The following is a 26,363-nucleotide window of genomic DNA, read 5'->3' as shown; positions in this document are numbered from 1 at the left end:
ACTGTGCAATCAGACCGAAAAATACCGCCAGAGTTCGCAGGCGGCACGCGCATCTATCATACGCGTCGGATCACAAAAGTGCGCACCCACGTCGAGGAATAATCATCGCGTTTACGCCCGGTTACGTTTTTCCCGCTATCATACCGTTTAATGGCTCTGTGCCTGATGCCGATTCGATGTATTTTTAGTATAAATACGCATTACTCTCCCATTTCAATTCATGGATGCTTCCGTTGAAACGTAGTCTGCTTTTTTCTGCCGCGCTGTGCGTGGCGTCATTGACCTCGGCGCAGGCTGCTCAGCCACAGCCGATTACCGCGCCCGCGTTTGCGTCCGACATTGTTGACCGTTATGCCAACCATATCTTCTACGGTAGCGGTGCGACCGGTATGGCGTTGGTGGTGATTGACGGCAACCAGCGCGTGTTCCGCAGCTTTGGCGAAACCCGGCCGGGCAACAACGTGCATCCGCAGCTTGACTCGGTGATTCGTATCGCCTCGCTGACGAAGCTGATGACCAGCGAAATGCTGGTAAAACTGCTCGATCAGGGCGTGGTTAAGCTCGACGATCCGCTGAGTAAATATGCACCGCCCGGCGCGAGCGTGCCGACCTACAACGGCACGCCAATTCGCTTAGTGAACCTGGCAACGCATACCAGTTCTCTGCCGCGCGAGCAGCCTGGCGGCGCGGCGCATCGTCCGGTCTTCGTATGGCCGACCCAATCACAGCGCTGGAGCTATCTCTCGTCAGCAAAACTGCACGCCGCGCCGGGCTCGCAGGCCAGCTACTCTAACCTGGCCTTCGACCTGCTGGCCGATGCGCTGGGCAACGCCGCGCACAAACCCTACCCGCAGCTGTTTGAAGAGCAGATCGCTCGCCCGCTGGGCATGAAGGACACCACCTTTACACCATCGCCGGACCAGTGCGGCCGTCTGATGGTGGCAGAGAAAGGGGCCAGCCCGTGTAACAACACCCTGGCGGCAATGGGCAGCGGCGGCGTTTATTCTACGCCGGGTGATATGATGCGCTGGATGCAGCAGTATTTATCATCAGACTTCTATCACCGCAGCAGCCAGGCTGACCGCATGCAGACGCTGGTTTACCAGCGTAATCAACTGACCCGCGTTGTCGGGATGGACGTGCCGGGCCGCGCCGACGCGCTAGGCCTCGGCTGGGTGTATATGGCACCCAAAAATGGCCGTCCGGGCATTATCCAGAAAACCGGCGGTGGCGGCGGCTTTATCACCTATATGGCGATGATTCCGCAGTCTAACGTCGGCGCGTTCGTGGTCGTTACCCGTTCACCGTTAACCCGCTTTGTGAATATGAGTGACGGTATCAACGAACTGGTCACCGAGTTAAGCGGCAACAAACCTGGCGTTATTCCCGCCTCTTAATAGTGGGTAGGCAAACGCGTGATACTCACGAGTTTGCCTTTTTTCATCTCGATATATGCCCCTTTGCGTAACGCGGAAAGCACCTCGGCAATGACCGAGCGTGATATTCGCGTGCGCTGCTGGATATAGTTCAGCACACCAATTCGCGAGCGAATATCGTCATCCCAGCCAATCATCGTCAGCAGCGTTGAGCGAATCTGATCGTAATGATTGGTCCCAATAAGTTGCGTATCACGCATTTCCAGCATTCGTGTTTGCCATGTCATCCAGTAAAACGCCTCTCGCCATAGCTGATAGCGTTCCAGGCATTTGAGCGTTTCCTGCGACGGAAGATAGAAACCGCGACAGTCACTTTCTGCGACCAGCGTGTAGTCGTTGCGGATTGCGTTAGCGCCAGCGGCGAGTCCAAAAATCGAGGGGCTTTGCAGAATGCCACAAAGCACATGGCCTTCATTACGATGCAGTGACACTACGCCTTGCTGAACGACAACCGTGACGTCGTTTATGGTGTAATGGGCAGGTAGGATCGGCTCCCCAGCCGCAAGCTGAAAGCGCGTACCCGTTTGAGACAGTCTTTTATCAAGAGCCAAAAACTCACGGAGCGGCTTGCTTGAAGAAGGCATGTTTTGCAATCCCTACAAAAAAGCCCATCATCATGACGGGCGTTGAATAAAGCATCAAACACCGGGAAGTTTCCTTCCCGGTGTTGTGAAGATTACCAGGTGTATTTCACACCGGCGTTAGCCGCCCAATCCTGATCAACATCGCCGCCGCCGAGGTAGTTCACCCCGGTGTAGGCGCTGAAGTTCTTGGTAAAGCTGAACTGGCTACCCACGCCAACCCGAACCGCTGAACCTTCTACGCCGTTATCGATGTTGTCACCATTGATATTGGCGTCGTTGCTTGAGTCGTCATAGACGTAAGCCAGTTTGAAGTACGGAGAAATTGCCTGGTCGCCGAAGTTCGCCGTGTAGCCGGCATCGAAACCGAGCTCATAACGCATGCTGTCGTAATCTTGATCGCCAACATTCATGCTATTGCTCAGACGGTAACTGTCACCGGACTGGAACAGACCAGAAATCGCACCGTATGGAGTCACATAGCCTGCATCGTTGATTTTCCAATCATAGCCCAGTTTCAGACCGAAGCCCCATGCATCAGAAGTTGTGTCCCCATCAACGTAGGTACCATCACTCATCGTCGCGGTTAAGTCGTTGCTGAAGCGGGAGTAGCTCAGGTTGCTATCAATAAAGACGTTGTTCGCAAAACGGGCAGAAGAGTAGACATAGGCGGACTGGCTATCCTGATCGACCTGGCCTGAACGTTCGCTCATATCGCCTTTCGCGAAGCCTGCAGCTGCACCGACGAGCCACTGTGCGTTGTTGCCGTCGATTTTAGAGTCCACGCCCACCATGATGCCGTTAACATCCTGGTCGTATTTAATGGCGTCATTGTCGCCATTGAAGCTACCGCCGAAGTAGCTCACCCATGCGCCGCCATTGTCGGTGAAGCCGTGACGAGAAGCGTTCAGACGGGTATTCAGGGTATCCTGCTGCAGGTTCCAGATGTTGGTGTTAGCAGAAGGAATACTCAGCGCCATATTTGCGTAGTCGGTCAGACGAGTCTGTTCCATTACTACCGTATTGCCAACCTGCTTAGCTTGATAGGTGTAAGCACCCAGATCGGCTTTATTCGCTGCAGAGAACGTTGCGGTGCTGTTCTGATCGTTAACGTAGATCAGCTCCTTGCCTTTGTAATCAGCAACAGAACCTTCACCCGTGGCATTATCGATACGAACTTTATAGTTACCGCTCGCTGCTGCAACGCTATCGCCAGCGTTATCCACTTCAGACTGATCGGAAGAGGTATCTGAATCGCCGTTACCGTTGAGAGTCAGGTGACCATCAGAGTTCATCGCGATAACACCGTAGCCATAGTTAGACTTCGTGGTGTCGTTGGTACGGTCGTTGGTGAGATCGGCATTCAGAACGAAATTGTTGCTGTGAATATCGAATACGCCAGCATTCACTTCACCGTTAGCGTCTGTGGTGCTGGTCAGATTGAGAATATCGGTCTGCAGCGCATACGCCGTGCTGTTACCGACATCCAGGACACCGCCGTTAGTAACGTTGATCGTGTTGGCATACAGTGCCGCATCGCCAACGCCCCAACCGGCAGCAGCATCATCGGCAATAGTGACGGTACTGTTGTCAATGGTCAGCTCATCAGTAGCAACGTGGCCGTCTTCGTTGATGTTAAGCGCGGAGCCACCGGTCAGAGAGATGGAGTCAGAAACCAGATTAGAATCAGCCACATTAACGACGGAACCACTGTTAATGCTCAGAGTGTCGATCAGTGAGGTTTTCGTGGTATCCCACTGCGAACCATTGTTCAGCGTTACATTGAACAGGCCGCTCTGGTAGACGCTATTGCCCACAACGTGACCGTTTTCATCATAAGCGGTATCGTTACTATCAACTCCATAGGTTGACAATGGCCACAGGCTGTTAGCCGCAATATCAATCAGCGTAGCAGTGGCGTCAGTGCCTGCCGCAAAGCTGTCGTAAACGCCATCACCGTCAGTATCAACCTGATGCGCAGAGATGGCCGCACCGACCCACTTGCTGCCATTATCCAGGGTAACATCCATACGGTCTGTGCCGTCCCAACCGTTAGTATCTGCGGTTGAATCGTCATCACGATAGCTGTCAGCGCCGTTAGGGAAGAAGTTTTCGTCAAAATTGCTGGAGAAGAAGATATCGCCGTTCAGCGTGGAATTACTGAGGTTAACGGTGGTTTGCATCGCGTTATCAGCATACGGATTCGCAATAGCAGAAATCGCAACGTCATCAGCAGTATAGCTGGAGCCATCGTAATCGCTTGCGTTACCGTTATGACCGAACCAGCCGGAAGTGCCTTCATCAGACCATGAACCAGAGGTTACAGTAGAATCCGTCACGTTGATCGTGTTATTAAACACTTCGCTGCTATCAACGCCGGTGCTAACGGTATTATCGTCAACGTCGCTCCACTCATAACCCTGAGTCAGGGTAATACCCGCAACGTGGGAGTTATTTTGGATAGCCAGATCAACTTCCTGATCCAGCGTAATCGCGGTACCCAGGTTATAGACATCCACAACGTGAGTATCTGCAGTACCATCGGTATACGTGCCATTATAAGTATAATGTTCGTAGTTATCGTCGATAGTTGAATTATCAACGGTCAGCGCCAGGCGATCGTAAACATAACCCGTTGCGTCACGGTCTGCGCAATCGCTGGTCATGCACTCAGAGGTGATCATACCGTGAATAGTGCTGTTTTTAATGGTCAGGCTGTTGGTATTAGTGTTGGTAGCAAGGCCATCATCCAGATAATAGGTAGAAATCACACCGTTAACGGTCGCATTATTGATTACCGGGTAGATGTCCCCGTTATAAACGCTATCGGTCTCGTCGTCGTTCCAGCCCACATAACCATTATAGTAAACGCCATCAGCATAAGTTGAGTCGTTATAATGGGTGAAGGTGGTGTAGGTGGTGCCAGAGATATCTGTAGAAGCATTTGCCTGAGAAGCGATCGCCAAAGTGCAGGCCAATGCTAATTGTGATACTACAAGTTTCTTTTTCCAGGAGTGCATTTGTCATCCCTCCTCAGGGATATATATGTTGGTCCATCAATTAACAATTGCAATAAAACATTTATATGCTATGCGGACAGAATTATGCGACGCGCATAGCAAATGGTTCAACTCCAGTTCATGCATAGTTCGAATCCGGACATTCCAAATAAAGAAAGACACTAATTAAAATAAATAAAACCCACAAAAAAAATAAATAAAATCAAAACAATAAATCAAAGCAATGCAAATTAAGATGTATAATTCAAAGCCATTAAATACAACAAGCAAATAAACAATAACCACTAAAAAACGATGCACAACGGAACACCTAAACCATATTTATAACAAAATAAAAACCACACAAATAATATATACTTTAGAAAAATAAAAGGCAGGGGATATTATACATTCTGATTATTAAGCCACATCTGACACGCCCGGAGTGTCCCGCTTCTTAAGCCCGCATAACCACCACTTTAGTAAAACATCTTCCCTCTGATTCGGTTACAATAGCGCTCTTATTTCACAAACATCAGGCATACCATGACAGACTTACTCCATCGCCCCCGTCGCCTGCGCAAATCTGCTGCGCTACGCGCTATGTTTGAAGAGACAACACTGAGCTTAAACGACCTGGTGTTGCCGATCTTTGTTGAAGAAGAAATCAACGATTACAAAGCCATCGAGGCCATGCCGGGCGTGATGCGCATTCCAGAGAAGCATCTGGCGCGCGAAATTGAACGCATTGCTAACGCCGGTATCCGCTCGGTGATGACCTTTGGTATTTCTCACCATACCGACGACACCGGCAGCGACGCCTGGAAAGAAGACGGTCTGGTGGCGCGTATGTCGCGCATTTGCAAGCAAACCGTGCCGGAAATGATCGTCATGTCCGATACCTGCTTCTGCGAATACACCTCTCACGGCCACTGTGGCGTCCTGTGCGATCACGGCGTGGACAACGACCTGACGCTGGCTAACCTCGGCAAACAGGCGGTGGTTGCGGCGGCGGCGGGTGCAGACTTTATCGCCCCTTCCGCGGCGATGGACGGCCAGGTGCAGGCTATTCGCCAGGCGCTGGACGCGGCGGGCTTCACCGATACCGCGATCATGTCCTACTCCACCAAATTTGCCTCCTCCTTCTACGGCCCGTTCCGCGAAGCGGCCGGTACCGCGCTGAAGGGCGATCGCAAAACCTATCAGATGAACCCGATGAACCGCCGCGAGGCGATTCGCGAGTCGCTGCTCGACGAAGCGCAGGGCGCCGACTGCCTGATGGTCAAACCGGCGGGCGCCTATCTCGATATCCTGCGCGATATTCGTGAACGCACCGAGCTACCGATCGGCGCCTACCAGGTCAGCGGCGAGTACGCGATGATTAAATTTGGCGCACAGGCTGGCGCCATTGACGAAGAGAAAGTGGTGCTGGAAAGCCTCGGCGCCATCAAACGCGCTGGCGCAGACCTCATCTTCAGCTATTTCGCGCTTGATTTAGCCGAGAAGAAAATTCTGCGTTAACTCCCCAAACGCCCCGCAATGCGGGGCGTTTGTCATAAAACGTCACCAAACTGCCATCTCACCGACATCTCCCCCTTCTACTGTCACAGCAGGACAGAGGAGGAGCCACTATGTTTAGTCTCGACAATGTCATCGACGACCTGTGGCCAGAGGCGAGGCCCGCCCCCTGGCAAAAAAACCTACTGAGAAAGCTGCTGCATGAAGAAGAGTTTCAGCAGTTCGCGGCACGTCACCGTCACCTGAAAGGGCTGGATACCGTCGAACAGGTGCTGGAACACCTCAACATCCACTGCGATATCCCGCTGCGCAGTCTCGAACAAATCCCCGAGCAAGGCCCGCTGGTGATGATCGCGAACCATCCTACCGGTACGCTTGACGGCCTGGCCCTACTCTATGCCGTATCCCGCGTACGCCGCGACGTCAAAGTGGTCACTAACCGGATGCTGACGCACCTTGAGCCGCTCAGCTCGCTGTTTATTCCGGTGGACAATATCAACGGTCGTACCGCCAAAACCGCGCTCCAGCAAATGGACGGCCAGCTACAAAACGGCGGCGTGCTGATTTTCTTTCCGGCGGGCGAAGTGTCGCGCCTGACGTGTCGCGGCATCCGCGATAAAAAATGGCACTCCGGCTTTATCAAGCTGGCGGCGAAATACCGCGCTCCGCTGCTGCCTGCATGGATTGAAGCGCGCAACAGTACGCTGTTTTACACCAGCACGCTGGTGTCGCAAAACCTGCCGTTACTGCTACTGATGCAGCAGATGTTCCGCCGTCGTAACAGCAGCCTGCCGCTGACGATTGGCGAACAAATTTCGTGGTCCGCCTGGTTTAATCCGCAGTCCACGCCGCGCGAAATGACGGACCGCTGCTATCGCCACGTGCAGCGGTTAGGCAAACGGCTGCCGGGCATCTTTAAAACCGAAAGCGCAATTGCTCGCCCGGAGGCGCGCGCGCTGCTTAAACGTGAACTCAGCCAGGCGGAATGTCTGGGGCGCACGGCGGACGGGAAAATGATCTATTTATGGCAGCGTAACGGCCAGGAAGACGCGCCATTGCTGCGCGAACTGGGGCGGCTACGCGAAATCGCCTTCCGCGCAGTCGGTGAAGGCAGCGGCAAACGCCGCGACGTTGACGGTTACGACGACGACTATCTGCATCTGATTCTGTGGGATGAAGAGGATCTGGAAATCGTCGGCGCCTATCGTTTTATGCCTACCGCCATGCAGCTGGAAAAACGCGGGCTGGACGGCATCTACAGCTATAGTCTGTTCCACTACGATGAGCGGATGAACGATATTCTGCAACACGGTATTGAGCTGGGGCGCAGCTTCATTCAGCCGCGCTACTGGGGACGTCGCGGGCTGGACTACCTGTGGTCCGGCATCGGCGCGTATCTGGCGCGCTACCCGCACTACCGCTATCTGTTCGGCCCGGTCTCCATCTCTGGCGGGCTGCCACCTTCGGCGCGCGACCTGCTGGTCGCTTTTTATCGCCTGTGGTTTCCGGCAACGCATCCGCTGGCCGAGTCGCGCCGCCCTTACCCGGCGTCGTTACCCGACGTGCTGGCGCAGTTTGGCGGCGAAGATTATAGCGAAGATCTGACGCGGCTGAAGTCGCTGCTCGGCAACCTTGGCTGCGGCATCCCGCCGCTGTACAAGCAATATTCCGAAGTCTGCGAACCGGGCGGCGTGCAGTTTATCGACTTTGGCAGCGATCCGGACTTCAATAACTGTGTCGATGGGCTGGTGCTGGTGGACTTAACCTATCTGAAGGCCAATCGCTACCAGCGTTATATTGCCGCACATCTCGATGAATAGTTCCCCCTCCGTCACAGGAGGGGGTTGGGATGAGGAGAGGATTACGCCTCATCCTCTGCTTCCAGTTGCGCGAAACCGCCGTGGCCCTGCCAGCCTTCCAGCCGTTGATACACCACCTCAACGGCGTTTTTAATCGCCTCGGTCATCGGATAGTAGAAGCCGACGATATCCGGCTGAATGCCGAGAAAAATCACCTCGCCCACGTCGTCTTTCAGCTGATCCACCAGGTAATTCAGCGGCATATTATGGGTGGTCATCATAAACATCTCGGCGATATCGTCCGGGTCGATGATGCGAATCTCGCCGGGGTTCAGCCCCATATCGGTAGCATCAACAATCAGCAGGCGCGCCGGATTCAGCTCGCGGATCGCCACAATATCGTTTTCCGGCGCGCTGCCGCCGTCAATCACGACCCACGCCCCTTTCGGCTGGGCTGCACACATTTCTGCCAACAGTGGGCCAGCGCCATCATCGCCCATCATGCTATTGCCGACACAGAGTAAAACGTCAGTCATGGTCATTCCTCAATCGTAAAATCAGTCGCGCAGGCGGCGCACCATCAGATAGATGGCGCTCTCCTGATGAATGGCGTGCAGCATATTGAGCATCAATTGGCTCCACTCTTTTTGCTGCGGCGTTTGTGACGCGCGCGCTTTATCAAACGCGTTCGCCAGCATCGACACATGGTTGCTGTCGATAACAATCTCACCGTATTTCGGCACGCCTTCCATCTTGCGCCGCGCCGTGCTGTCCGCTTCAAGCGTAGCAATCCACGCCAGATATTCATCCCACGGGCAGGTCAGCGCGGCTTCGAGGCAGTCGATGACCCCGAGGTGGTGGCCAATCGCCAGGCTGTAATAGACGACCTGCTGCGCCTCGGAAGGCGTAGCATCGTTCTCATCAATAAATTTACGGCTCAGTTGACTGAACACCACCTGTTCGCTCATCGAATACGTGCCTCTTCTACTACGTGGTTAAGCTGCGTGACGATTTCCGTCAGACGCGGATCGTTTTCCGTTGCCAGCCACTGCTGAACCTGAGCATCGCCCTGGTTCAGATGCAGCATATAGTCGTCGGCAATCTGACGACCGTAGCGGTAGCCCGCCAGGCGGCGCGCGGCGCGGTCAACCTGCACGCGCAGCGGCTGGATCATGTCCGGATGCAGAATTTCTGCCGGCTGCGCGTCCAGTTCACTCGGCGCGCGGGCGTGGATTTTCTGCTCCAGCAGACCCAGCGCCATAGCAAAGCCGTACAGCGTCGCCGCAGGCGTCGGCGGGCAGCCGGGAATGTAAACGTCCACCGGCACGATTTTATCGGTACCGCCCCAGACGCAGTACAGGTCGTGGAAGATACCGCCGCTATTGCCGCAGGCGCCGTAGGAGATACAGATTTTCGGGTCCGGCGCGGACTGCCAGGCGCGCAGCGCCGGCGAACGCATGGCGCGGGTGACCGCGCCGGTGAACAGTAGAATGTCGGCATGACGCGGTGACGGCACCACTTTAATGCCAAAACGTTCGGCGTCGAACAGCGGTGAAAGCGTCGCAAAAATTTCAATCTCGCAGCCGTTACAGCCGCCGCAGTCCACGCGATAAACGTAGGCTGAACGCTTGATGTTTTTCAGCAGCGACGCTTTCATGCTGGCGATAGATTCCTCTACCGTCATCGGCACCGGCATGCCGTTATCGTCGCGTGGCCCTATTAAGTTGCTCATCAGATGGCCTCATTCATGTGGCGAGTCATGTCAATACGGTCGGAAGGCACCAAACATTTCTGACGCTTACATTCCGGGCAGGTCTCAAAGCTTTCGCGGTGGTTTTCCGCGCGGCTGTCACCGTTGTGCTTGAGCAGCGCAATGGCGTAATCAATCTCTTTTTGCACCGCAAACGGACGGTTACACACGCGGCAGTTGCAGATATCAAAGCGCGACTGCTGGAGGAAATCTTCTTTTTTCCACACCGCTAGCTCGTACTCCTGCGACAGCTTAATCGCCGCCGTCGGGCACACTTCTTCGCAGCGGCCGCAGAAGATGCAACGACCGAGGTTGAACTGCCACGCCAGCTGATTAGCGGCGCGATCGGTTTCCACCGTCAGCGCGTTCGACGGGCAGGCGTTAACGCACGCCGCGCAGCCGATGCACTGCTGCGGATTGTGTTCCGGCTTGCCGCGGAAGTTTTTATCCACCGGCATCGGCTCCAGCGGGTAGGACGATGTCGTCGTGCCGGTTTTGATGACTTTTTTAATAAAGGTAAACATAGTTGCTCCCAGCTTGCGTGCGGGGTTTTCCCCTCACCCTAACCCTCTCCCTAAGGGAGAGGGGACCAATCGGCGCGGTCAGTCAGTTCGCGCTCGATCTGCCCTTCCCCCTCGCCCCTTTGGGGAGAGGGTCGGGGTGAGGGGAAATCCCCCACGCAGTGCCCCAATTATTTCAGCGGCGAGTTCTTACGCTCGATGCTGTAGCGCTCAAGCTCTTTGTACGGCACGACCTTGCTCTTCTTCTTACGCACGTCGACCACAGTCATACGGTCGGTACAGGAGTAGCAAGGGTCGAGGCTGCCGATGATCAGCGGCGCATCGGAAACGGTGTTACCGCGCAGCATATAGCGCAGAGTTGGCCAGTTGGCGTAGGTCGCCGCGCGGCAGCGCCAGCGATACAGCTTCTGGTTGTCGCCGGTCATGCTCCAGTGAATATCGTCACCGCGCGGCGCTTCAGAGAAGCCCAGCGCGAAGCGGTGCGGAATGTAGGTGAAGCCTTCTACCGCAAGCTCGCCGCCGGGCAGGTTATCGAGGCCGTAGTCGATCATGTTCAGCGCGGTGAACACTTCGTTGATACGTACTTTCAGGCGCGAAATAACGTCGCAGCCCTGCTCGCTGTGCACTTCCATCGGCAGCAGACCGTAGCCCACAAACGGGTGATCGGCGCGGGTGTCGCGGGCATGCCCGCTGGCGCGAACCATTGGGCCGACGTTGCTGAAGTCACGGGCGATTTCCGGATCCAGGCGGCCGATACCCACGGTACGCTGTTCCATGTTCGGGGTGCTCAGCAGAATATCCACCAGATCCTGCACGTCGCGACGCATCTGCTGCGCCAGCTGACGGGTCTGGATCATGTCGTCTTTCAGGAAGTCGCGACGGATACCGCCGATCAGGTTCAGACCGTAGGTTTTACGCGCGCCGGTAAGGATTTCCGCCATTTTCATGGAGGCTTCACGAACGCGGAAGAACTGCATAAAGCCGGAGTCGAAACCGGTGAAGTGACACGCCAGGCCAAGGTTCAGCAGATGCGAGTGCAGACGCTCCACTTCCAGCAGAATCGCACGGATCATCTGCGCACGTTCCGGCACCACGATACCCATCGCGTTCTCAACGGAGGTGGTGTAGGCGGTGCTGTGAGCAAAGCCGCAGATGCCGCACACGCGGTCCGACAGGAAGGTGACTTCGTTGTAACCCATACGGGTTTCCGCCAGTTTCTCCATGCCGCGGTGGACATAGAACAGACGGTAGTCGGCGTCGATGATGTTCTCGCCGTCAACGAACAGACGGAAGTGGCCCGGTTCATCGGAGGTGACGTGCAGCGGGCCAATCGGCACTACGTTGTTTTTCTTGCTGCCCAGTTCGTTGATGAACTCGTAGGTTTCGGCATCGGTGGTCGGTGCCGGGCGCTGGCGGTAGTCCATGCTGTCTTTACGCAGCGGGTACAGCTCGTCCGGCCAATCATCCGGCAGCACCAGACGACGTTCATCCGGCAGCCCCACCGGGCGCAGGCCGTACATATCGCGCACTTCGCGCTCGCCCCACACCGCCGCCGGAACGCGCGGCGTTACGGACGGGTATTCCAGGGTATTAGGGTCAACTTCGACGCGCACGGTGATCCAGCACTTGGTGCCTTTTTCCATCGACAGCACGTAGTAGACCGCATAGTGTCCGTTCAGTTTACGTTCGTCGTTGCCGAACAGCACCGACAGCCAGCCGCCCTGCTGGTAGTAAAGAAACTCGACGACTTCCGGCAGGTAGTTCACCTTCACGGTAATCGTTAACTGGTCTTTGGTCTGCCAGGCTTCGTCCAGCACCACGCCCGGGAAGGCCTGGTGCAGCGCAGCGAGGTAGTGTTGACCCACTTTTTCTTCAGACATGCTCAAAACTCTCTTATCACGCCACCAGCAAGGAGACGAAGGCTAAAAAGGCTAAACCGAACCCGGTCCAGGTGATACGACCGGTAATATCCAGACGCAGACGCGCCATGCTGTTTTCGAACAGGGCGATAATCAGCACGCCGACCACCAGCTTGACGATGGCGGCAATCACGGCAATCACCAGGCCACCGATGCTAAAGCTGGTCATCTGGCCCCACGGGATAAAGACGCCAACGAACATCTGCAGCACCACCAGCTGTTTCAGGCTGATGCCCCACTTCAGCACGCCGAAGCCGCTGCCGCTGTACTCGGAGAGCGGGCCTTCCTGCAGCTCCTGCTCCGCTTCCGCTAAGTCGAACGGCAGTTTGCCCATTTCGATAAAGGTGGCGAAGGCACAGGCGCAGAAGGCCAGCGCCAGCGGAATGCTGCGGCTGACCGGCCAATGGTAAAGGGTGTCGGTGATATTGCTGATGTGCGTTGAACCGGCCACCAGCGCGGCGACCCACAGGCCGAGCAGCAGAATCGGCTCCACCAGCACGCCGAGCATCGCTTCACGGCTGGCGCCAATGGCGGTAAACGGGCTACCGGTGTCGAGACCGGCAATCGCGAAGAAGAAACGCGCAACGGCAAACAGATAGATCAGGGTAATCAGGTCACCCAGACCCGGCAGCGGCGAGGCTACGGTCACCACCGGCAGCGCGGTGGCGATGGTCAGCATTACGCCAACCATCACAAACGGCGTCAGACGGAAGACCCAGCCGGAAGCGTCCGGGCCAATGCTCTGACGGCCCAGCAGTTTGATGATGTCGCGATACTCCTGCATCACGCCCGGCCCGCGACGGTTATGCAACCGTGCGCGCAGCACGCGGGTAATACCGGAGAGCAGCGGCGCGACGGCGAACAGCACCAGCGCCTGCAATAAAGCAAATAAGACCGTCATGTTCAGGCTCCTCGAGAGATGACAATCACGACCAGCACCGCCAGTTCAACCAGCGCCAGACGTTGCAGCAGCAGCGGCGCCGCCGCATTCTGCCAGCCCGGTACCAAAGAGACCGGGTTGAGCCATTTACGCAGTTTGAGTACCGGGGCAAAGGCTTGTTTCACCGGCATCGCAAAACCGTGCGCGGTAATCACCATTGACTGTTCGTGGTCGTAGCCACAGACCCACGCCGCGCCGCGAGAACGGCTTGGCAGGCGATTGCCTTTGAGCAGCGCCAGAATGATGAACGGCAGCAGCGGGCAGGCAATCAGCAGCAGGGTAATCATCGGCTGGGAAACCACGGTATGCGCGGTGGCCATCGGCAGCGGCACGGCGGTACTCAGCAGCGGCAGCAGCCACGGTGCGGCAACGCCGCCCACGATGCACAGCAGCGCCATCACGACGGTGCTCACCGCCATCAGCAGCGGCGCACAGCAGGCGTTTTCAGCCTCCTGGGTGCGCGGCGCGCCGAGGAAGGTGACGCCGTAGACTTTTGCCATACACATCACCGCCAGCGCGCCGGTAATCGCCAGGCCTACGGCCAGCAGCGGCCCAAGCAGGCGACCAATAAACGCGCCGCTGGTGCTCAGCTTGAAGAAGGACTGATAGATAACCCACTCACCGGCAAAGCCGTTCAGCGGCGGCAGCGCGGCCATCGCCATCAGGCCCACCAGCATGGCCAGCGAGATCATCGGCATACGCTTGCCAATCCCGCCCAGCTTTTCGATGTCGCGATGGCCGGTACGGAACCAGACCGCACCCGCGCCGAGGAACAGCGTGGTTTTAAACAGGCTGTGGTTAAGCAGATGGTACAGACCACCGACCAGACCCAACGCGACCATTACCGGCTGTTGCAGCGCCAGACCGGTGACGCCAACGCCCAGACCCAGCAGGATAATGCCGATGTTTTCCAGAGTGTGGTACGCCAGCAGGCGCTGAATGTTGTGCTCCATCAGCGCGTACAGCCCGCCGACAAACGCGGTGATCATCCCCAGAACTAACAGAGCAATCCCCCACCACAGAGGCTGCGCATCGCCCAGCAGCGAGACGGTGAGAATGCCGAGCAGCCCCACTTTCATCACCACGGTAGAAAACAGCGCGGCGGCCGGTGCGCTGGCATTGGCATGCGCCGAAGGCACCCAGCCGTGCAGCGGGATAATGCCTGCCAACAGGCCAAAGCCCAGCACGCACAGCACCCAAATGTCAGAACCGACCGGCAGTTGCTGAGCACGTTCGTTCAGCAGCACCAGATCCAGCGTGCCGTAACGCTGCCACAGCAGCAGGCAGGCAACCGCCAGCAGAATCGTGCCCAGACGGCCCAGGGCAAACCACAGTTTGCCGGAAGAGGCGCAGCCGGTAAGGAACGCGCCGCACAGCGCCATAATTTCCGCCATTACCACCAGCGAGCCGAAGCTGCTGGCGACAATCGCACAGACAGCCGCCGCCAGCAGAACATTCACCAGCAGACCGTTATTTTTCACCTTCGGGTGGCGATGCCAGTCAATGTTATAGAGGCTGACAAACAGCCCGCACAGGCCCAGCGCAATCAGCCAGACCGCGTTCAGCGGCGTGACCAGCACGCTGTAGTGCACCAGCGAAAGATGGCCCATCACCGGAAAGGCGTGAATCAGCACCTGCACCCCGGCCAGCAGCGCACAAACGCTGCCCAGCGCGCCGCCAATCCCGGCGACAAACCCGCTAAGGGATTTTTTAAACGACAGCAAAAAGGAGAGCACAGCGGCGAAGGCAAACCACGCCACCGCGCTATTGATTAAGGTCATCACGCTCATTTCGCCTCTCCTTGTTGCGCCTGAAACAGCGACAGATCGCCTAAATCGGTGTGGAAGGTCAGCTCGCGCTTGCGTTTGCTGACGCGGGCGATGTCCATGTTGTTGACCAGATGCAGCGCTTTCGTCGGGCAGGTGCGGATACAGGCCGGGCCTTCCTCATCGAAATAACACAGGTCGCATTTCACCGCGATGGCGCGCACGCCCGGAACCCAGTCGAGCAGCGTACTGACGCGAGCCGGTGCCGGCGGAGCAGGCAGCGCTTTCGGCGTATTAGCGTTCGCCGGGATATCCAGAGGACGGCTGCCGGAAAATTCAATCGCCCCAAACGGGCAGGCAATGCCGCACAGTTTGCAGCTGACGCACAGGCTTTCATTGAGCTGTACGACGCCATCGACGCGGTTAATGGCATTGACCGGGCATACCCCGGCGCACGGCGCGTCTTCACATTGGTGGCACAGCTGCGGCGCGGATTCTTTTTCATTGAGCATTACTCTGAGCCGCGGCATCGATTGCAGGCCATGGTGGCGATGCGTTTCCGAGCAGGCTGCTTCGCAGGTGCGGCAACCGATACAGAGGGTAGAGTCAGCAATTACAAAACGATTCACCAGGTCTTCCTCAGGTGACAGTCATTTTTGACGAAATCATGCAGAGCAGGTGTCATTTCGACACCCGTCGACACACCGATAATTCAGGCGATGGAAGCCTGATGAGATTGCTGCGCCAGGCCGCCAAAATTAACCGGGCTGTCGCTCTCCAGCGCCGCATACAGGGTGTCGTATACCGGCGAAATTTTTTCCAGGTAGTGTTCCAGCACCTGCTCGCGATCGCGGATATTGATGGTGCCATCAATAAAGCCGCTGGCGTTCAGCTCGGCGCGCGCAACGCACTCTTTATTCAGGCCATCCCGCGTTTCCACGTAGTACTCAACGGTGTGGCTGTTAAAGCCGCCTGACAGGCTGACGGAAACCACAAAATGTTCGAACAGCACGAAGCTCAGCTCTTTCTCCGGTGCGCAGTTCATCGCGTGATGCAGACGCGCTTTTGACAATGTGATCCCTTGAACCAGAGAGTTACAGTACACACGCCATTGATCCTGATGGCGGCGGTGACGATCGGCGATGTAGTCGGCCTTCTCGCTAATTTCCCAAATAGTCATGTCGGTTACCCGGTTAATAGAAACAAGCCTCCCAAGCACATTTCATGCCATATTTTTAATGGATTGATTTTTATTGATTTTATAGAAATGACATGCCGCTAACGACATGTCATTTCGTCAGGGTGACATCGTCATCGACAGTCTTTCGCGACGCTTTTACATCTCTGGCATCGTTATTGCATTACGTCTGCGAGTTAAGAGAAACGGGAGGCGTTATGCACGAAATCACGCTCTGCCAGCGGGCGCTGGAAATTGTTGAACAACAGGCGATACAGAACGGCGCCAAGCGCGTCACTGGCGTCTGGATCAAGGTCGGCGCTTTTTCTTGTGTAGAGACGAGCGCAATGACCTTTTGTTTTGATCTGGTGTGCCGCGGCACGCTGGCTGAAGGCTGTAAACTCCACGTCGAAGAGCAGGAGGCGGAGTGCTGGTGTGAATCCTGCCAGCAGTACGTCCAGCTCGTGTCGGTACACGTCCGCCGTTGCCCACAGTGCAATAGCGACAACCTGCGCATCGTCGCCGACGACGGTTTACAGATTCAGCGAATTGAAATTGATCAGGAGTAAAGTATGTGTACCACCTGTGGTTGTGCCGAAGGCAACCTCTATATAGAGGGCGATGAACGTAATCCGCATTCACTGTTCCGCAGCGCCCCCTTCGCACCGGCAGGCCGTCCGGCCCTGTCGATTACCGGCGTCAGAACCCAAGCATTCCAGCCTCAGGCCGCCGACAACGGCGACTTGCACTACGGCCATGGCGAAGCAGGCACCCACGCGCCGGGCATGAGCCAGCGCCGGATGCTGGAAGTTGAAATCGACGTGCTGGATAAAAACAACCAGATTGCCGCCCGCAACCGCGCGCGCTTTGCCGCCCGCGAACAGCTGGTACTGAATCTGGTCTCCAGCCCCGGTTCCGGTAAAACCACCCTGCTCACCGAAACCCTGATGCGCCTGAAAGACCGCGTCTCCTGCGCCGTGATTGAAGGCGACCAGCAGACGGTCAACGACGCCGCTCGCATTCGCGCCACCGGCACCCCGGCGATTCAGGTCAATACCGGCAAAGGCTGCCACCTTGACGCGCAGATGATTGCCGACGCCGCCCCGCGTCTACCGCTTGAGAGCAACGGGATTCTGTTTATTGAGAACGTCGGTAACCTGGTGTGTCCGGCGAGCTTCGACCTTGGCGAGCGCCATAAGGTTGCGGTGCTGTCGGTCACTGAAGGCGAAGACAAGCCGCTGAAATATCCGCATATGTTCGCCGCCGCCTCGGTGATGCTGCTCAACAAAGTTGACCTGCTGCCGTACCTCAACTTCGACGTTGAGAAGTGCCTCGCCTGCGCTCGCGAAGTGAACCCGGATATTGAAATCATCCTCATCTCCGCCACCAGCGGAGAAGGCATGGACACCTGGCTAAACTGGCTGGAGACGCAGCGATGTGCATAGGCATTCCGGGACAAATTTCCGCCATTGACGGCGTGCAGGCAAAAGTGGACGTCTGCGGGATTAAGCGCGACGTCGACCTGACGCTGGTCGGCGCGGTGGATGAGAACGGCGAATCGCGCATCGGCCAATGGGTGCTGGTGCACGTCGGCTTTGCCATGAGCGTCATCAATGAGGAAGAGGCGCGCGACACCCTCGCGGCGCTGGAAAATATGTTTGAAGTGGAGCCGGACGTTGGCGCCCTGCTCTTTGGCGAGGAACGGTAATGCGTTTTGTTGATGAGTACCGCGCGCCGGAACAGGTGATGCAGCTGATTGCCCACCTGAAAAACCGCGCGCAACATCTGGCTTATACCGCCGAACGCCCACTGCGCATCATGGAAGTGTGCGGCGGCCACACGCATGCAATTTTTAAATTCGGTCTCGACCAGCTGCTGCCGGAGAACATCGAATTTATCCACGGGCCGGGCTGCCCGGTGTGCGTGTTGCCGATGGGACGCATCGACACCTGTATTGAAATTGCCAGCCATCCGGAGGTGATTTTCTGCACCTTCGGCGATGCCATGCGCGTGCCGGGGAAAAACGGCTCGCTGATGCAGGCCAAATCACGCGGCGCGGATATTCGCATCGTCTATTCGCCAATGGACGCCCTCAAGCTGGCGCAGCAGAATCCGGCGCGCAAAGTGGTGTTCTTTGGTCTGGGCTTTGAAACCACCATGCCGACCACCGCCATTACGCTGCAGCAGGCGAAGGCGCAGAACGTCGAGAATTTCTTCTTTTTCTGCCAGCACATCACGCTGATTCCAACCCTGCGCAGCCTGCTGGATCAGCCGGATAACGGCATCGACGCGTTTCTCGCGCCGGGTCATGTCAGCATGGTCATCGGTACTCACGCCTACGGCTTTATCGCCAGCGACTATCATCGTCCGCTGGTGGTCGCCGGTTTTGAGCCGGTGGATCTGCTTCAGGGCGTTAATATGCTGGTAGAGCAGAAAATTGCCGAAGAGAGCCGCGTCGAGAATCAGTATCGCCGCGTGGTGCCGGACGACGGCAACGCGCTGGCGCAAAAAGCGATTGCCGAGGTATTTACGGTCAAGGGCGACAGCGAATGGCGCGGCCTGGGATTAATCAACGATTCTGGCGTACAGTTGACCGACGACTATCAGCGTTTTGACGCCGAAACCCACTTTAAGCCGCAGCCGCAGCGCGTCTGCGACGACCCACGCGCCCGCTGCGGCGACGTGCTTACCGGCCGCTGTAAACCGCACCAGTGCCCGCTGTTTGGCGCAACCTGTAATCCGCAAAGCGCGTTCGGCGCGCTGATGGTCTCGTCCGAAGGGGCGTGCGCCGCCTGGTATCAATATCGCAGTCAGGAGTCCGAAGCATGAACACTATCCAGTTAGCCCACGGCAGCGGCGGCCTGGCGATGCAGCAGCTCATCGACAGCCTGTTTATGAAGGCTTTCGCCAACCCCTGGCTCGCCGAGCAAGAAGATCAGGCGCGCCTGTCGCTGGCGTCATTGACCACGCACGGCGACCGCCTCGCGTTTTCCACCGACAGCTATGTGATTGACCCGCTGTTCTTCCCCGGCGGCAATATCGGCAAGCTGGCGGTATGCGGCACCGCCAACGACGTGGCGGTCAGCGGCGCGGTCCCCCGTTATCTCTCCTGCGGGTTTATTATCGAAGAGGGTTTGCCGCTGGAGACGCTGGAAGCGGTGGTTAACACCATGGCTGAAACGGCCAAAGCGGCAGACATCGCAATCGTCACCGGCGATACCAAGGTCGTCGGTCGCGGCGCGGCGGATAAACTGTTTATCAACACCGCCGGGATGGGCGCGATTCCCGCCGACATTCATTGGGGCGCGGCGAGCCTGGCGCCGGGCGACGTGCTGATTGTCAGCGGCACTCTGGGCGACCACGGCGCAACCATCCTTAATCTGCGTGAACAGCTGGGCCTCGATGGCGAACTGCAAAGCGACTGCGCGGTGCTCACGCCGCTGATTCAAGCGCTGCGGCCGATTGCCGGCGTCAAAGCGCTGCGCGATGCCACCCGCGGCGGCGTCAACGCGGTGGCCCACGAGTTTGCCGCCAGCTGCGGCTTTGGCGTCGAAATTCAGGAGCAGCATCTGCCGCTCAAAGACGCCGTGCGCGGCGTGTGCGAATTATTGGGGCTTGACGCGCTTAACTTTGCCAATGAAGGTAAACTGGTGATTGGCGTCAGCCGCGACGCTGCCGAAGAAGTGCTGGCCGCACTGCGCGCCCATCCTTTAGGCAGCAATGCCGCTATCATTGGCGAAGTGACCGAACGCCGGGGAGTGCGCGTTGCCGGATTATACGGCGTAAAACGTACGCTAGACCTCCCTCACGCCGAGCCGCTTCCGCGAATTTGTTAACAGACCACTCAAGGTCTGCATTTTATTATTATTATTATTATTTATCGCACCCTATGCGGTGCAGTTATGGGCAAGTGACATGTCGTATACACCGATGGGCGATCTCGGTCAGCAAGGGCTGTTCGATATCACCCGGACTCTTCTCCAACAGCCCGATCTCGCGGCGCTGAGCGAAACGCTGGCGCAGCTGGCGAAACAGTCCTCGCTGGCTGACAGCGCGGCGATCGTCCTGCTACAGCCGGGAAACCACCGCGCGGGCTATCACGCCACGCGTGAAGCCGGTCGGCCAATCGCTTACGAAGACGATAATCTGCTGGCAAACGGCCCGGTCCGACGCCTGCTCTCTCGTCCCGACGCGCTCCACTGTAGCTACGCTGAGTTCAGCGAAGCCTGGCCGCAACTGGCGGCCAGCGAGCTGTATCAGCCGTTTGGCCACTATTGTCTGCTGCCGCTGGCGGCGGAAGGGCGCATTTTTGGCGGCTGCGAATTTATCCGCCAGGACGACCGCCCGTGGACCGAGAAAGAGTATCAGCGTCTGCATATTTTCACGCAGATCGTCGCCGTGGTGACCGAGCAAATTCAAAGCCGGGTGACCAATAACGTCGATTACGATCTGCTGTGCCGCGAGCGCGATAACTTCCGCATTCTGGTCGCTATCACCAACGCCGTGCTGTCGCGCCTCGATATGGACGAGCTGGTTAGCGCGGTGGCGAAAGAGATTCACTACTACTTCAATATCGACGCCATCAGCGTGGTGCTGCGCAGCAACCGCAAGGGCAAACTGAATATCTACTCCACGCACTACATCGACGTTAACGATCCGGTGCACGATCAGAGCGAAGTGAACGAGTCAGGCACGCTGACCGAGCGGGTGTTCAAAAGCAAAGAGATGCTGATGCTCAACCTCAACGAGCAGGACAAACTTGCCCCGTACGAGCGCCAGCTGTTTGAGATGTGGGATGATAAAATCCAGACGCTGTGCCTGCTGCCGCTGATGTCCGGCGACCAGATGCTTGGCGTGCTGAAGCTTGCCCAGTGCGATGAAAAGGTGTTCTGCGCCGCTAACCTCAAGCTGCTTAAACAGATTGCCGAACGCGTCTCCATCGCCGTGGATAACGCCCTCGCTTATCAGGAAATCCACCGTCTGAAAGAGCGTCTGGTGGATGAAAACCTGGCGCTGACCGAACAGCTCAACAACGTTGACGGCGAGTTTGGCGAAATCATTGGCCGCAGCGAAGCGATGTTCAACGTCCTCAAGCAGGTTGAGATGGTCGCCCCAAGCGACAGTACGGTGCTGATCCTCGGTGAAACCGGCACCGGCAAAGAGCTGATTGCCCGCGCCATCCATAATCTGAGCGGCCGTAATAACCGCCGGATGGTGAAAATGAACTGCGCGGCAATGCCAGCGGGCCTGCTGGAAAGCGACCTCTTCGGCCACGAGCGCGGCGCGTTTACCGGTGCCAGCGCCCAGCGCATTGGTCGCTTCGAACTGGCGGATAAAAGCTCGCTGTTCCTTGACGAAGTGGGCGATATGCCGCTGGAACTGCAGCCGAAACTGCTGCGCGTGTTGCAGGAGCAGGAATTTGAACGTCTGGGCAGCAACAAACTGATCCAGACCGACGTGCGCCTGATCGCCGCCACCAACCGCGATCTCAAACAGATGGTGCTCGATCGCGAATTCCGTAGCGATCTCTACTACCGCCTCAACGTTTTCCCGATCCACCTACCGCCGCTGCGCGAGCGTCCGGAAGATATTCCGCTGCTGGTGAAGGCCTTCACCTTTAAAATCGCCCGCCGTCTGGGACGTAATATCGACAGCATTCCGGCGGAAACGCTGCGCACGCTGAGCCAGATGGAGTGGCCAGGCAACGTACGTGAACTGGAAAACGTGATTGAACGCGCGGTGCTGCTGACCCGCGGCAGCGTGTTACAGCTATCGATGCCGGAGCTGGCGTTCGCGGGCGATGAGCCACAACCGGCCCCGGTGGCCGAAGCGGCGAAAGACGGCGAAGACGAATACCAGCTGATTGTTCGGGTACTGAAAGAGACCAACGGCGTGGTCGCCGGGGCCAAAGGCGCCGCACAGCGTCTCGGGCTGAAGCGCACCACGCTGCTGTCGCGCATGAAGCGTCTGGGCATCGATAAAGATGCGCTGATGTAACACCGCCCCCGGCGTCGCTCCCCCAGACGGCGCTATTCGGTCCCCTCTCCCCTATGGGGAGAGGGTCTGGGTGAGGGGGCGGGCAGAATATAAAATCTCCCACTCCCCATCGTTTCTTATTTTATGAAACACCGTTTTGTGAATCATTTCGCGTTCTGCAGTCTTAATGAATGATAAACAAGCGTTTTCTCCGGGAGACGCTTATGATTCGCTTACCTCTGTCCGCTACCCTTGCCCTATTATTCTCCGCGCAGACGGCCTTCGCCGCCCTGCCTGCATTTACCATTTGGCCCGGCGGCGAAGCGCCTGGTGCTAAAAACAGCCCGGTCAGCTACGCGCTGGTCGAACGCAGCAACGATCCCACCCTGCCCGACCGCGCGGTCACCGGCATCCGCGCGCCGGAAATCACCGTTTATGCGCCAGAACATCCGAACGGCGCGGCGCTGCTGGTCACGCCCGGCGGCTCGTACCAGCGAGTGGTGCTGGATAAAGAAGGCAGTGATTTAGCCGCACCGTTTAACGCCAAAGGCTACACCCTGTTCGTCATGACCTATCGCATGCCCGCCGACGGTCACGCCGATGGGGCCAATGCGCCGCTCGCCGACGCTCAACGGGCGCTGCGCACTCTGCGCGCCCGCGCCGCCGAATGGCAGATTGATCCACACAAAATTGGCGTGATGGGTTTCTCCGCCGGTGGGCATGTCGCAGCCAGCCTTGAGACTCGCTATAGCGAGACGGTTTATGCCCCGATAGATGACGTCGATAAGCAGAGCGCGCGACCTGATTTCGTGGTGCTCGGCTATCCGGTCATTTCAATGGATAAGGCCATTGCCCATCCCGGATCGCGGAAAGCGCTGATTGGCGACATGCCCAGCGCCGAGCAGATCAATCACTATTCCCCAGAGCTGAACGTCACCAACCAGACGCCACCTACCTTCCTGATGCACGCGGTGGACGACCCGTCGGTGCCGGTCGATAACTCGCTGGTGATGTTCAACGCCCTGCGTGCGCACAAGGTGCCAACCGAACTGCATCTGTTTGCCGAAGGCAAGCACGGGTTTGGTATTCGCGGCGCCAAAGGTCTGCCCGCCGCCGCCTGGCCGGAACTGGCGATGAACTGGATTGCGTCGCTGCGTTAGCCGCGCCTGATGGCGCTGCGCTTATCAGGCCTACAGCCTGCGCGGTCCTGTAGGCCGGATAAGGCGAAGCCGCCATCCGGCAATCGTGTTTATCACCCAGACAAAATTGAGATCTCATTTTTCCTTTTTGATCACAATAATCCAGTAAATCACCCCATTCTCTTCTGTCTCGCCTTGCCGCATTTGCCTAACGTAGAAGCCATAAGAAACGTCAGGTTAATCTCCCGAGGAGCCCGCAAAATGACTAATCGTATCCAGCGCCTGAAAGACGCCCTCTTTGCCAACCCGCGCGAAATTTCCCTTGAACGCGCCGTGCTGTACACCGAAAGCCACCGCCAGACCGAAGGCGAGCCGGTTATCCTCCGTCGCGCGAAAGCCACCGCGCATATTCTCGATAAGGTCGCCATCAGCATCCGCGACGACGAACTGATTGCCGGCAACCGCACCATCAAACCGCGTGCCGGGATCATGTCGCCAGAGATGGATCCTTACTGGCTGCTCAAAGAGTTAGATCAGTTCCCCACCCGCCCGCAGGATCACGAAGTTAAAAATGTCCGCCGCGTACGGAATTCCGACCTTTTCAAAGACGAGGACGAACGGGCTTTTTTCGACGCCCGCCTGCTGCATCGGGATCAGCGCAGCCAGCACGAAAACGGTGCCGATAAAGAAAATAATCAGCCGTGCGATGGTGGTCCGAATGGCGACCGGGATCACCTTGTGCGGATTCTCGGTTTCACCGGCGGCAATGCCGATAAGCTCGGTGCCGGAGAAGGCAAAGTTCACCGCCACCATGGTCATCAGAATCGGCAGCCCACCGTGCGGGAACCAGCCTTCGGCGGTAATATTGCGCAGCCCCGGCGCCGGCGAGCCGTCCTGCATGGGGATAAACCCGAAGATGGCCGCGCCGCCCAGAATAATAAAGGCGATGATGGTAATGACCTTCACCAGCGAGAACCAGAACTCTCCTTCGGCGAAGAAGCGGGTTGAGATGACGTTAAGGCCGAAAATCAGCACGCAGAAAAACAGGCACCAGATCCACACCGGCACCTGCGGGAACCAGTACTGCATACAGAACCCGGCGGCGGTAAAGCTCGACCCCAGCGCCACCGTCCACGTCAGCCAGTAGAGCCACGCCACGGTGTAGCCGGTTGCCGGGCCAAGATAACGTGCTGCATAAACGTGGAAAGCACCGGTTTCCGGCATCGCCACCGACAGTTCGCCGAGGCACTGCATCACCAGCCAGACCACCAGCGCGCCGATCAAATAGGCCAGCAGCGTGCCCGCCGCGCCGGTGGTGGAGATGATATAGCCGGTATTGAAAAAGAGCCCTGTGCCAATAACGCCGCCCAGCGACAGCATCACCAGGTGGCGGGTTTTCATGGTGCGCTTAAGTTGCCCACCTTGTTGTTGTGTTGTGTTTTGCATTATTACCTTCTAAACGTATGGACATCTAAACATCCAAATGAAGAGAAGGTTATACAACGATTGTTAACTAATTGCAAAACGACGGGGAGCAGCAGGAATGAAGGAAGGGTGCGGCTTGTTCCCCTCACCCTAACCCTCTCCCCAAAGGGGCGAGGGAATCGAATGGTGCAGTGAGTGGGTATGGCGCGGGTTTGCTCCCTCTCCCTTCCAGGGAGAGGGTCGGGGTGAGGGTATGCGCTGTACCCTCACCCACCGCAGAAACTTACTCGTCGAAGAACCAGTATCCCTGGTTAATCAGCGCCGTCAGTTCCGCGACAAATGCCGGATTTCGCAGCGCCTCGCCAAAATGGGATTTATCCAGCTCGGTATAGCGGCACAGCGCGTCAGCCGCCTGCGGTTCGCAGGTCTCCAGCTTCTCGCTGTTGATAAAGAAGCTCTCACCCACGTTCAGTACCCGTAATCCATTGAGGCGGCGCAGGGTTTCCCCATCTTCCAGCGCAGCAAGCACTTCTTCCGGTTCGAACGGCGGCTCCGCCGGGGCAATATCCAGCTCGTGGCGTGGCGTACTGGCAAAGCTGCCGAACCACTGTTTGAAATCGTTCGGCTGACGGATCATGTCGATCATCATCATGCGCAGACGCTCCAGCTCGTGCTCTTCCACCTTACCCGCGTGTTCACGGCAGGTGAGATCCGGGTCGGTGTAGTACTTCTCGCCCAGATCGTTCTCCAGCACGTAGTCGGCGAAGCTGCTGATCAACTCACGACCGTTCGGGCCACGGAAGCCGACGGAATAGTTCAGCGTATTTTCATAGGTATAGCCATCGTGCGGGAATCCTGGCGGAATGTAGAGGATATCGCCCGGGTTCATTTCCACTTCGATAATCGGCGTAAACGGCTCAACGTGCAGCAGCGCCGGATGCGGGCAGTGCTGTTTTAACGGCAGCGCATCGCCCACGCGCCAGCGGCGGCGGCCCATCCCCTGAATGATAAAGACGTCATACGGGTCGATATGCGGGCCTACGCCGCCGCCCGGTACCGAGAAGGAGATCATCAGGTCATCCAGACGCCAGTCCGGCAGCACGCGGAACGGACGCACAAGCTCGGCGGCAGGTTCATGCCAGTGGTTCACCGCCTGCGCCAGCAGCGACCAGTTCTTTTCCCCCAGATGGTCAAAATCCTCAAACGGGCCGTTGCTCGCCTGCCACTTACCGTCGACGTGGCTCACCAGACGGCTGTCAACTTCCATCTCCATCGCCAGACCAGCCAGTTCATCAGGCGTAATCGGGTCGACAAAATTCGGGAACGCGTTTTTCAGGACCACCGGTTGTTTCTGCCAGTATTTCTCCAGAAACTCCGGCCAGTTAAGGTTGAGTTGATAAGCCATGTTTTTATACCA

22 protein-coding genes and 2 pseudogenes are annotated in these 26,363 nt (G+C 57.3%); 11 read left to right on the top strand and 13 right to left on the bottom strand.

Features of this window, described 5'->3' with window-relative positions; all coding sequences use genetic code 11:
- Positions 1-233 precede the first annotated feature (233 nt).
- Positions 234-1,397, top strand: a complete 1,164-nt coding sequence (ampH, locus tag M989_RS18820; RefSeq protein WP_064547807.1) for a D-alanyl-D-alanine-carboxypeptidase/endopeptidase AmpH — start codon at positions 234-236, stop codon at positions 1,395-1,397.
- On the opposite strand, the gene M989_RS18815 is transcribed toward ampH, so the two are convergent.
- Both M989_RS18815 and ehaB read right to left on the bottom strand, forming a co-directional pair.
- Positions 1,394-2,020, bottom strand: a complete 627-nt coding sequence (locus M989_RS18815) for a helix-turn-helix domain-containing protein (protein ID WP_064547805.1) — start codon at positions 2,018-2,020, stop codon at positions 1,394-1,396. The genes ampH and M989_RS18815 overlap by 4 nt on opposite strands.
- Positions 2,021-2,112: 92 nt before the next feature.
- Positions 2,113-5,037 (bottom strand): autotransporter adhesin EhaB, encoded by a 2,925-nt coding sequence (ehaB, locus tag M989_RS18810; RefSeq protein ID WP_064547803.1) that lies wholly within the window; start codon positions 5,035-5,037, stop codon positions 2,113-2,115.
- A 525-nt stretch (positions 5,038-5,562) separates the two neighbouring features.
- Here ehaB and hemB point away from each other — a divergent pair.
- Both hemB and olsF read left to right on the top strand, forming a co-directional pair.
- Complete coding sequence (gene hemB, locus M989_RS18805) at positions 5,563-6,537, top strand: porphobilinogen synthase (RefSeq protein WP_064547801.1); 975 nt, start codon at positions 5,563-5,565, stop codon at positions 6,535-6,537.
- Between the two features lie 110 nt (positions 6,538-6,647).
- Positions 6,648-8,354: a bifunctional ornithine lipid synthase OlsF gene (olsF, locus tag M989_RS18800; protein ID WP_064547799.1), complete on the top strand. Its 1,707-nt coding sequence runs from the start codon at positions 6,648-6,650 to the stop codon at positions 8,352-8,354.
- 41 nt (positions 8,355-8,395) lie between these two features.
- Here olsF and hycI read toward each other — a convergent pair whose 3' ends face one another.
- The 9 genes from hycI to hycA form a co-directional block, all read right to left on the bottom strand.
- Entirely contained in the window at positions 8,396-8,869 is a 474-nt protein-coding gene (hycI, locus tag M989_RS18795) for a hydrogenase maturation peptidase HycI (protein WP_064547797.1), read from the bottom strand.
- 21 nt (positions 8,870-8,890) lie between these two features.
- Positions 8,891-9,301: a formate hydrogenlyase maturation HycH family protein gene (locus tag M989_RS18790; RefSeq protein WP_064547795.1), complete on the bottom strand. Its 411-nt coding sequence runs from the start codon at positions 9,299-9,301 to the stop codon at positions 8,891-8,893.
- Entirely contained in the window at positions 9,298-10,065 is a 768-nt protein-coding gene (locus tag M989_RS18785; RefSeq protein WP_064547793.1) for an NADH-quinone oxidoreductase subunit B family protein, read from the bottom strand. The genes M989_RS18790 and M989_RS18785 overlap by 4 nt, the downstream gene beginning before the upstream one ends.
- Positions 10,065-10,607, bottom strand: a complete 543-nt coding sequence (locus M989_RS18780) for a formate hydrogenlyase complex iron-sulfur subunit (protein ID WP_064547792.1) — start codon at positions 10,605-10,607, stop codon at positions 10,065-10,067. The genes M989_RS18785 and M989_RS18780 overlap by 1 nt, the downstream gene beginning before the upstream one ends.
- A gap of 167 nt (positions 10,608-10,774) precedes the next feature.
- The gene (hycE, locus tag M989_RS18775; protein WP_064547790.1) at positions 10,775-12,484 is read right to left on the bottom strand and encodes a formate hydrogenlyase subunit HycE; all 1,710 of its coding nucleotides are present in this window, start codon (positions 12,482-12,484) and stop codon (positions 10,775-10,777) included.
- Between the two features lie 16 nt (positions 12,485-12,500).
- The gene (locus M989_RS18770) at positions 12,501-13,424 is read right to left on the bottom strand and encodes a respiratory chain complex I subunit 1 family protein (protein WP_064547788.1); all 924 of its coding nucleotides are present in this window, start codon (positions 13,422-13,424) and stop codon (positions 12,501-12,503) included.
- A gap of 2 nt (positions 13,425-13,426) precedes the next feature.
- Positions 13,427-15,253: a formate hydrogenlyase subunit 3 gene (gene hycC, locus M989_RS18765; protein ID WP_064547786.1), complete on the bottom strand. Its 1,827-nt coding sequence runs from the start codon at positions 15,251-15,253 to the stop codon at positions 13,427-13,429.
- Entirely contained in the window at positions 15,250-15,858 is a 609-nt protein-coding gene (locus tag M989_RS18760; RefSeq protein ID WP_064547784.1) for a 4Fe-4S dicluster domain-containing protein, read from the bottom strand. Before M989_RS18760 ends, hycC begins: the two co-directional genes overlap by 4 nt.
- Before the next feature lie 83 nt (positions 15,859-15,941).
- Positions 15,942-16,409 (bottom strand): formate hydrogenlyase regulator HycA, encoded by a 468-nt coding sequence (gene hycA, locus M989_RS18755; protein WP_064547782.1) that lies wholly within the window; start codon positions 16,407-16,409, stop codon positions 15,942-15,944.
- A gap of 215 nt (positions 16,410-16,624) precedes the next feature.
- On the opposite strand from hycA, the gene hypA reads away from it, so the two are divergent.
- From hypA to M989_RS24890, 8 genes and pseudogenes are all read left to right on the top strand, one after another.
- Positions 16,625-16,975, top strand: a complete 351-nt coding sequence (gene hypA / locus M989_RS18750) for a hydrogenase maturation nickel metallochaperone HypA (protein ID WP_064547780.1) — start codon at positions 16,625-16,627, stop codon at positions 16,973-16,975.
- A gap of 3 nt (positions 16,976-16,978) precedes the next feature.
- Positions 16,979-17,851 carry a hydrogenase nickel incorporation protein HypB gene (hypB, locus tag M989_RS18745; protein ID WP_064547778.1) on the top strand — a complete coding sequence of 291 codons (873 nt, stop codon included), beginning with the start codon at positions 16,979-16,981 and terminating at the stop codon, positions 17,849-17,851.
- Positions 17,842-18,114, top strand: a complete 273-nt coding sequence (locus M989_RS18740) for a HypC/HybG/HupF family hydrogenase formation chaperone (RefSeq protein ID WP_064547776.1) — start codon at positions 17,842-17,844, stop codon at positions 18,112-18,114. The genes hypB and M989_RS18740 overlap by 10 nt, the downstream gene beginning before the upstream one ends.
- Positions 18,114-19,235, top strand: coding sequence for a hydrogenase formation protein HypD (gene hypD, locus M989_RS18735; protein WP_064547774.1), 1,122 nt, complete (start codon positions 18,114-18,116; stop codon positions 19,233-19,235). Before M989_RS18740 ends, hypD begins: the two co-directional genes overlap by 1 nt.
- Positions 19,232-20,242 (top strand): hydrogenase expression/formation protein HypE, encoded by a 1,011-nt coding sequence (gene hypE / locus M989_RS18730; RefSeq protein ID WP_064547772.1) that lies wholly within the window; start codon positions 19,232-19,234, stop codon positions 20,240-20,242. The genes hypD and hypE overlap by 4 nt, the downstream gene beginning before the upstream one ends.
- Before the next feature lie 79 nt (positions 20,243-20,321).
- Positions 20,322-22,403 carry a formate hydrogenlyase transcriptional activator FlhA gene (gene flhA, locus M989_RS18725; RefSeq protein WP_064547770.1) on the top strand — a complete coding sequence of 694 codons (2,082 nt, stop codon included), beginning with the start codon at positions 20,322-20,324 and terminating at the stop codon, positions 22,401-22,403.
- Between the two features lie 203 nt (positions 22,404-22,606).
- A complete protein-coding gene (locus tag M989_RS18720; protein WP_064547768.1) occupies positions 22,607-23,542 on the top strand; it encodes an alpha/beta hydrolase in 936 nt (311 codons plus the stop codon).
- A 240-nt stretch (positions 23,543-23,782) separates the two neighbouring features.
- A pseudogene (locus tag M989_RS24890) lies at positions 23,783-24,082 on the top strand (pyruvate formate lyase family protein); the annotation flags it as partial.
- Here the strand turns inward: M989_RS24890 and M989_RS18715 are convergent.
- Both M989_RS18715 and M989_RS18710 read right to left on the bottom strand, forming a co-directional pair.
- A pseudogene (locus M989_RS18715) lies at positions 24,068-24,967 on the bottom strand (amino acid permease); the annotation flags it as partial. The pseudogenes M989_RS24890 and M989_RS18715 overlap by 15 nt on opposite strands.
- A gap of 262 nt (positions 24,968-25,229) precedes the next feature.
- A complete protein-coding gene (locus M989_RS18710) occupies positions 25,230-26,351 on the bottom strand; it encodes a ribosomal protein uL16 3-hydroxylase (protein WP_064547766.1) in 1,122 nt (373 codons plus the stop codon).
- Positions 26,352-26,363: the final 12 nt, after the last annotated feature.

The organism is Kluyvera georgiana ATCC 51603, from assembly GCF_001654985.1.
In the GTDB taxonomy this organism is placed as follows: domain Bacteria; phylum Pseudomonadota; class Gammaproteobacteria; order Enterobacterales; family Enterobacteriaceae; genus Kluyvera; species Kluyvera georgiana.
This window is presented reverse-complemented; position numbering and strand designations above follow the sequence as displayed.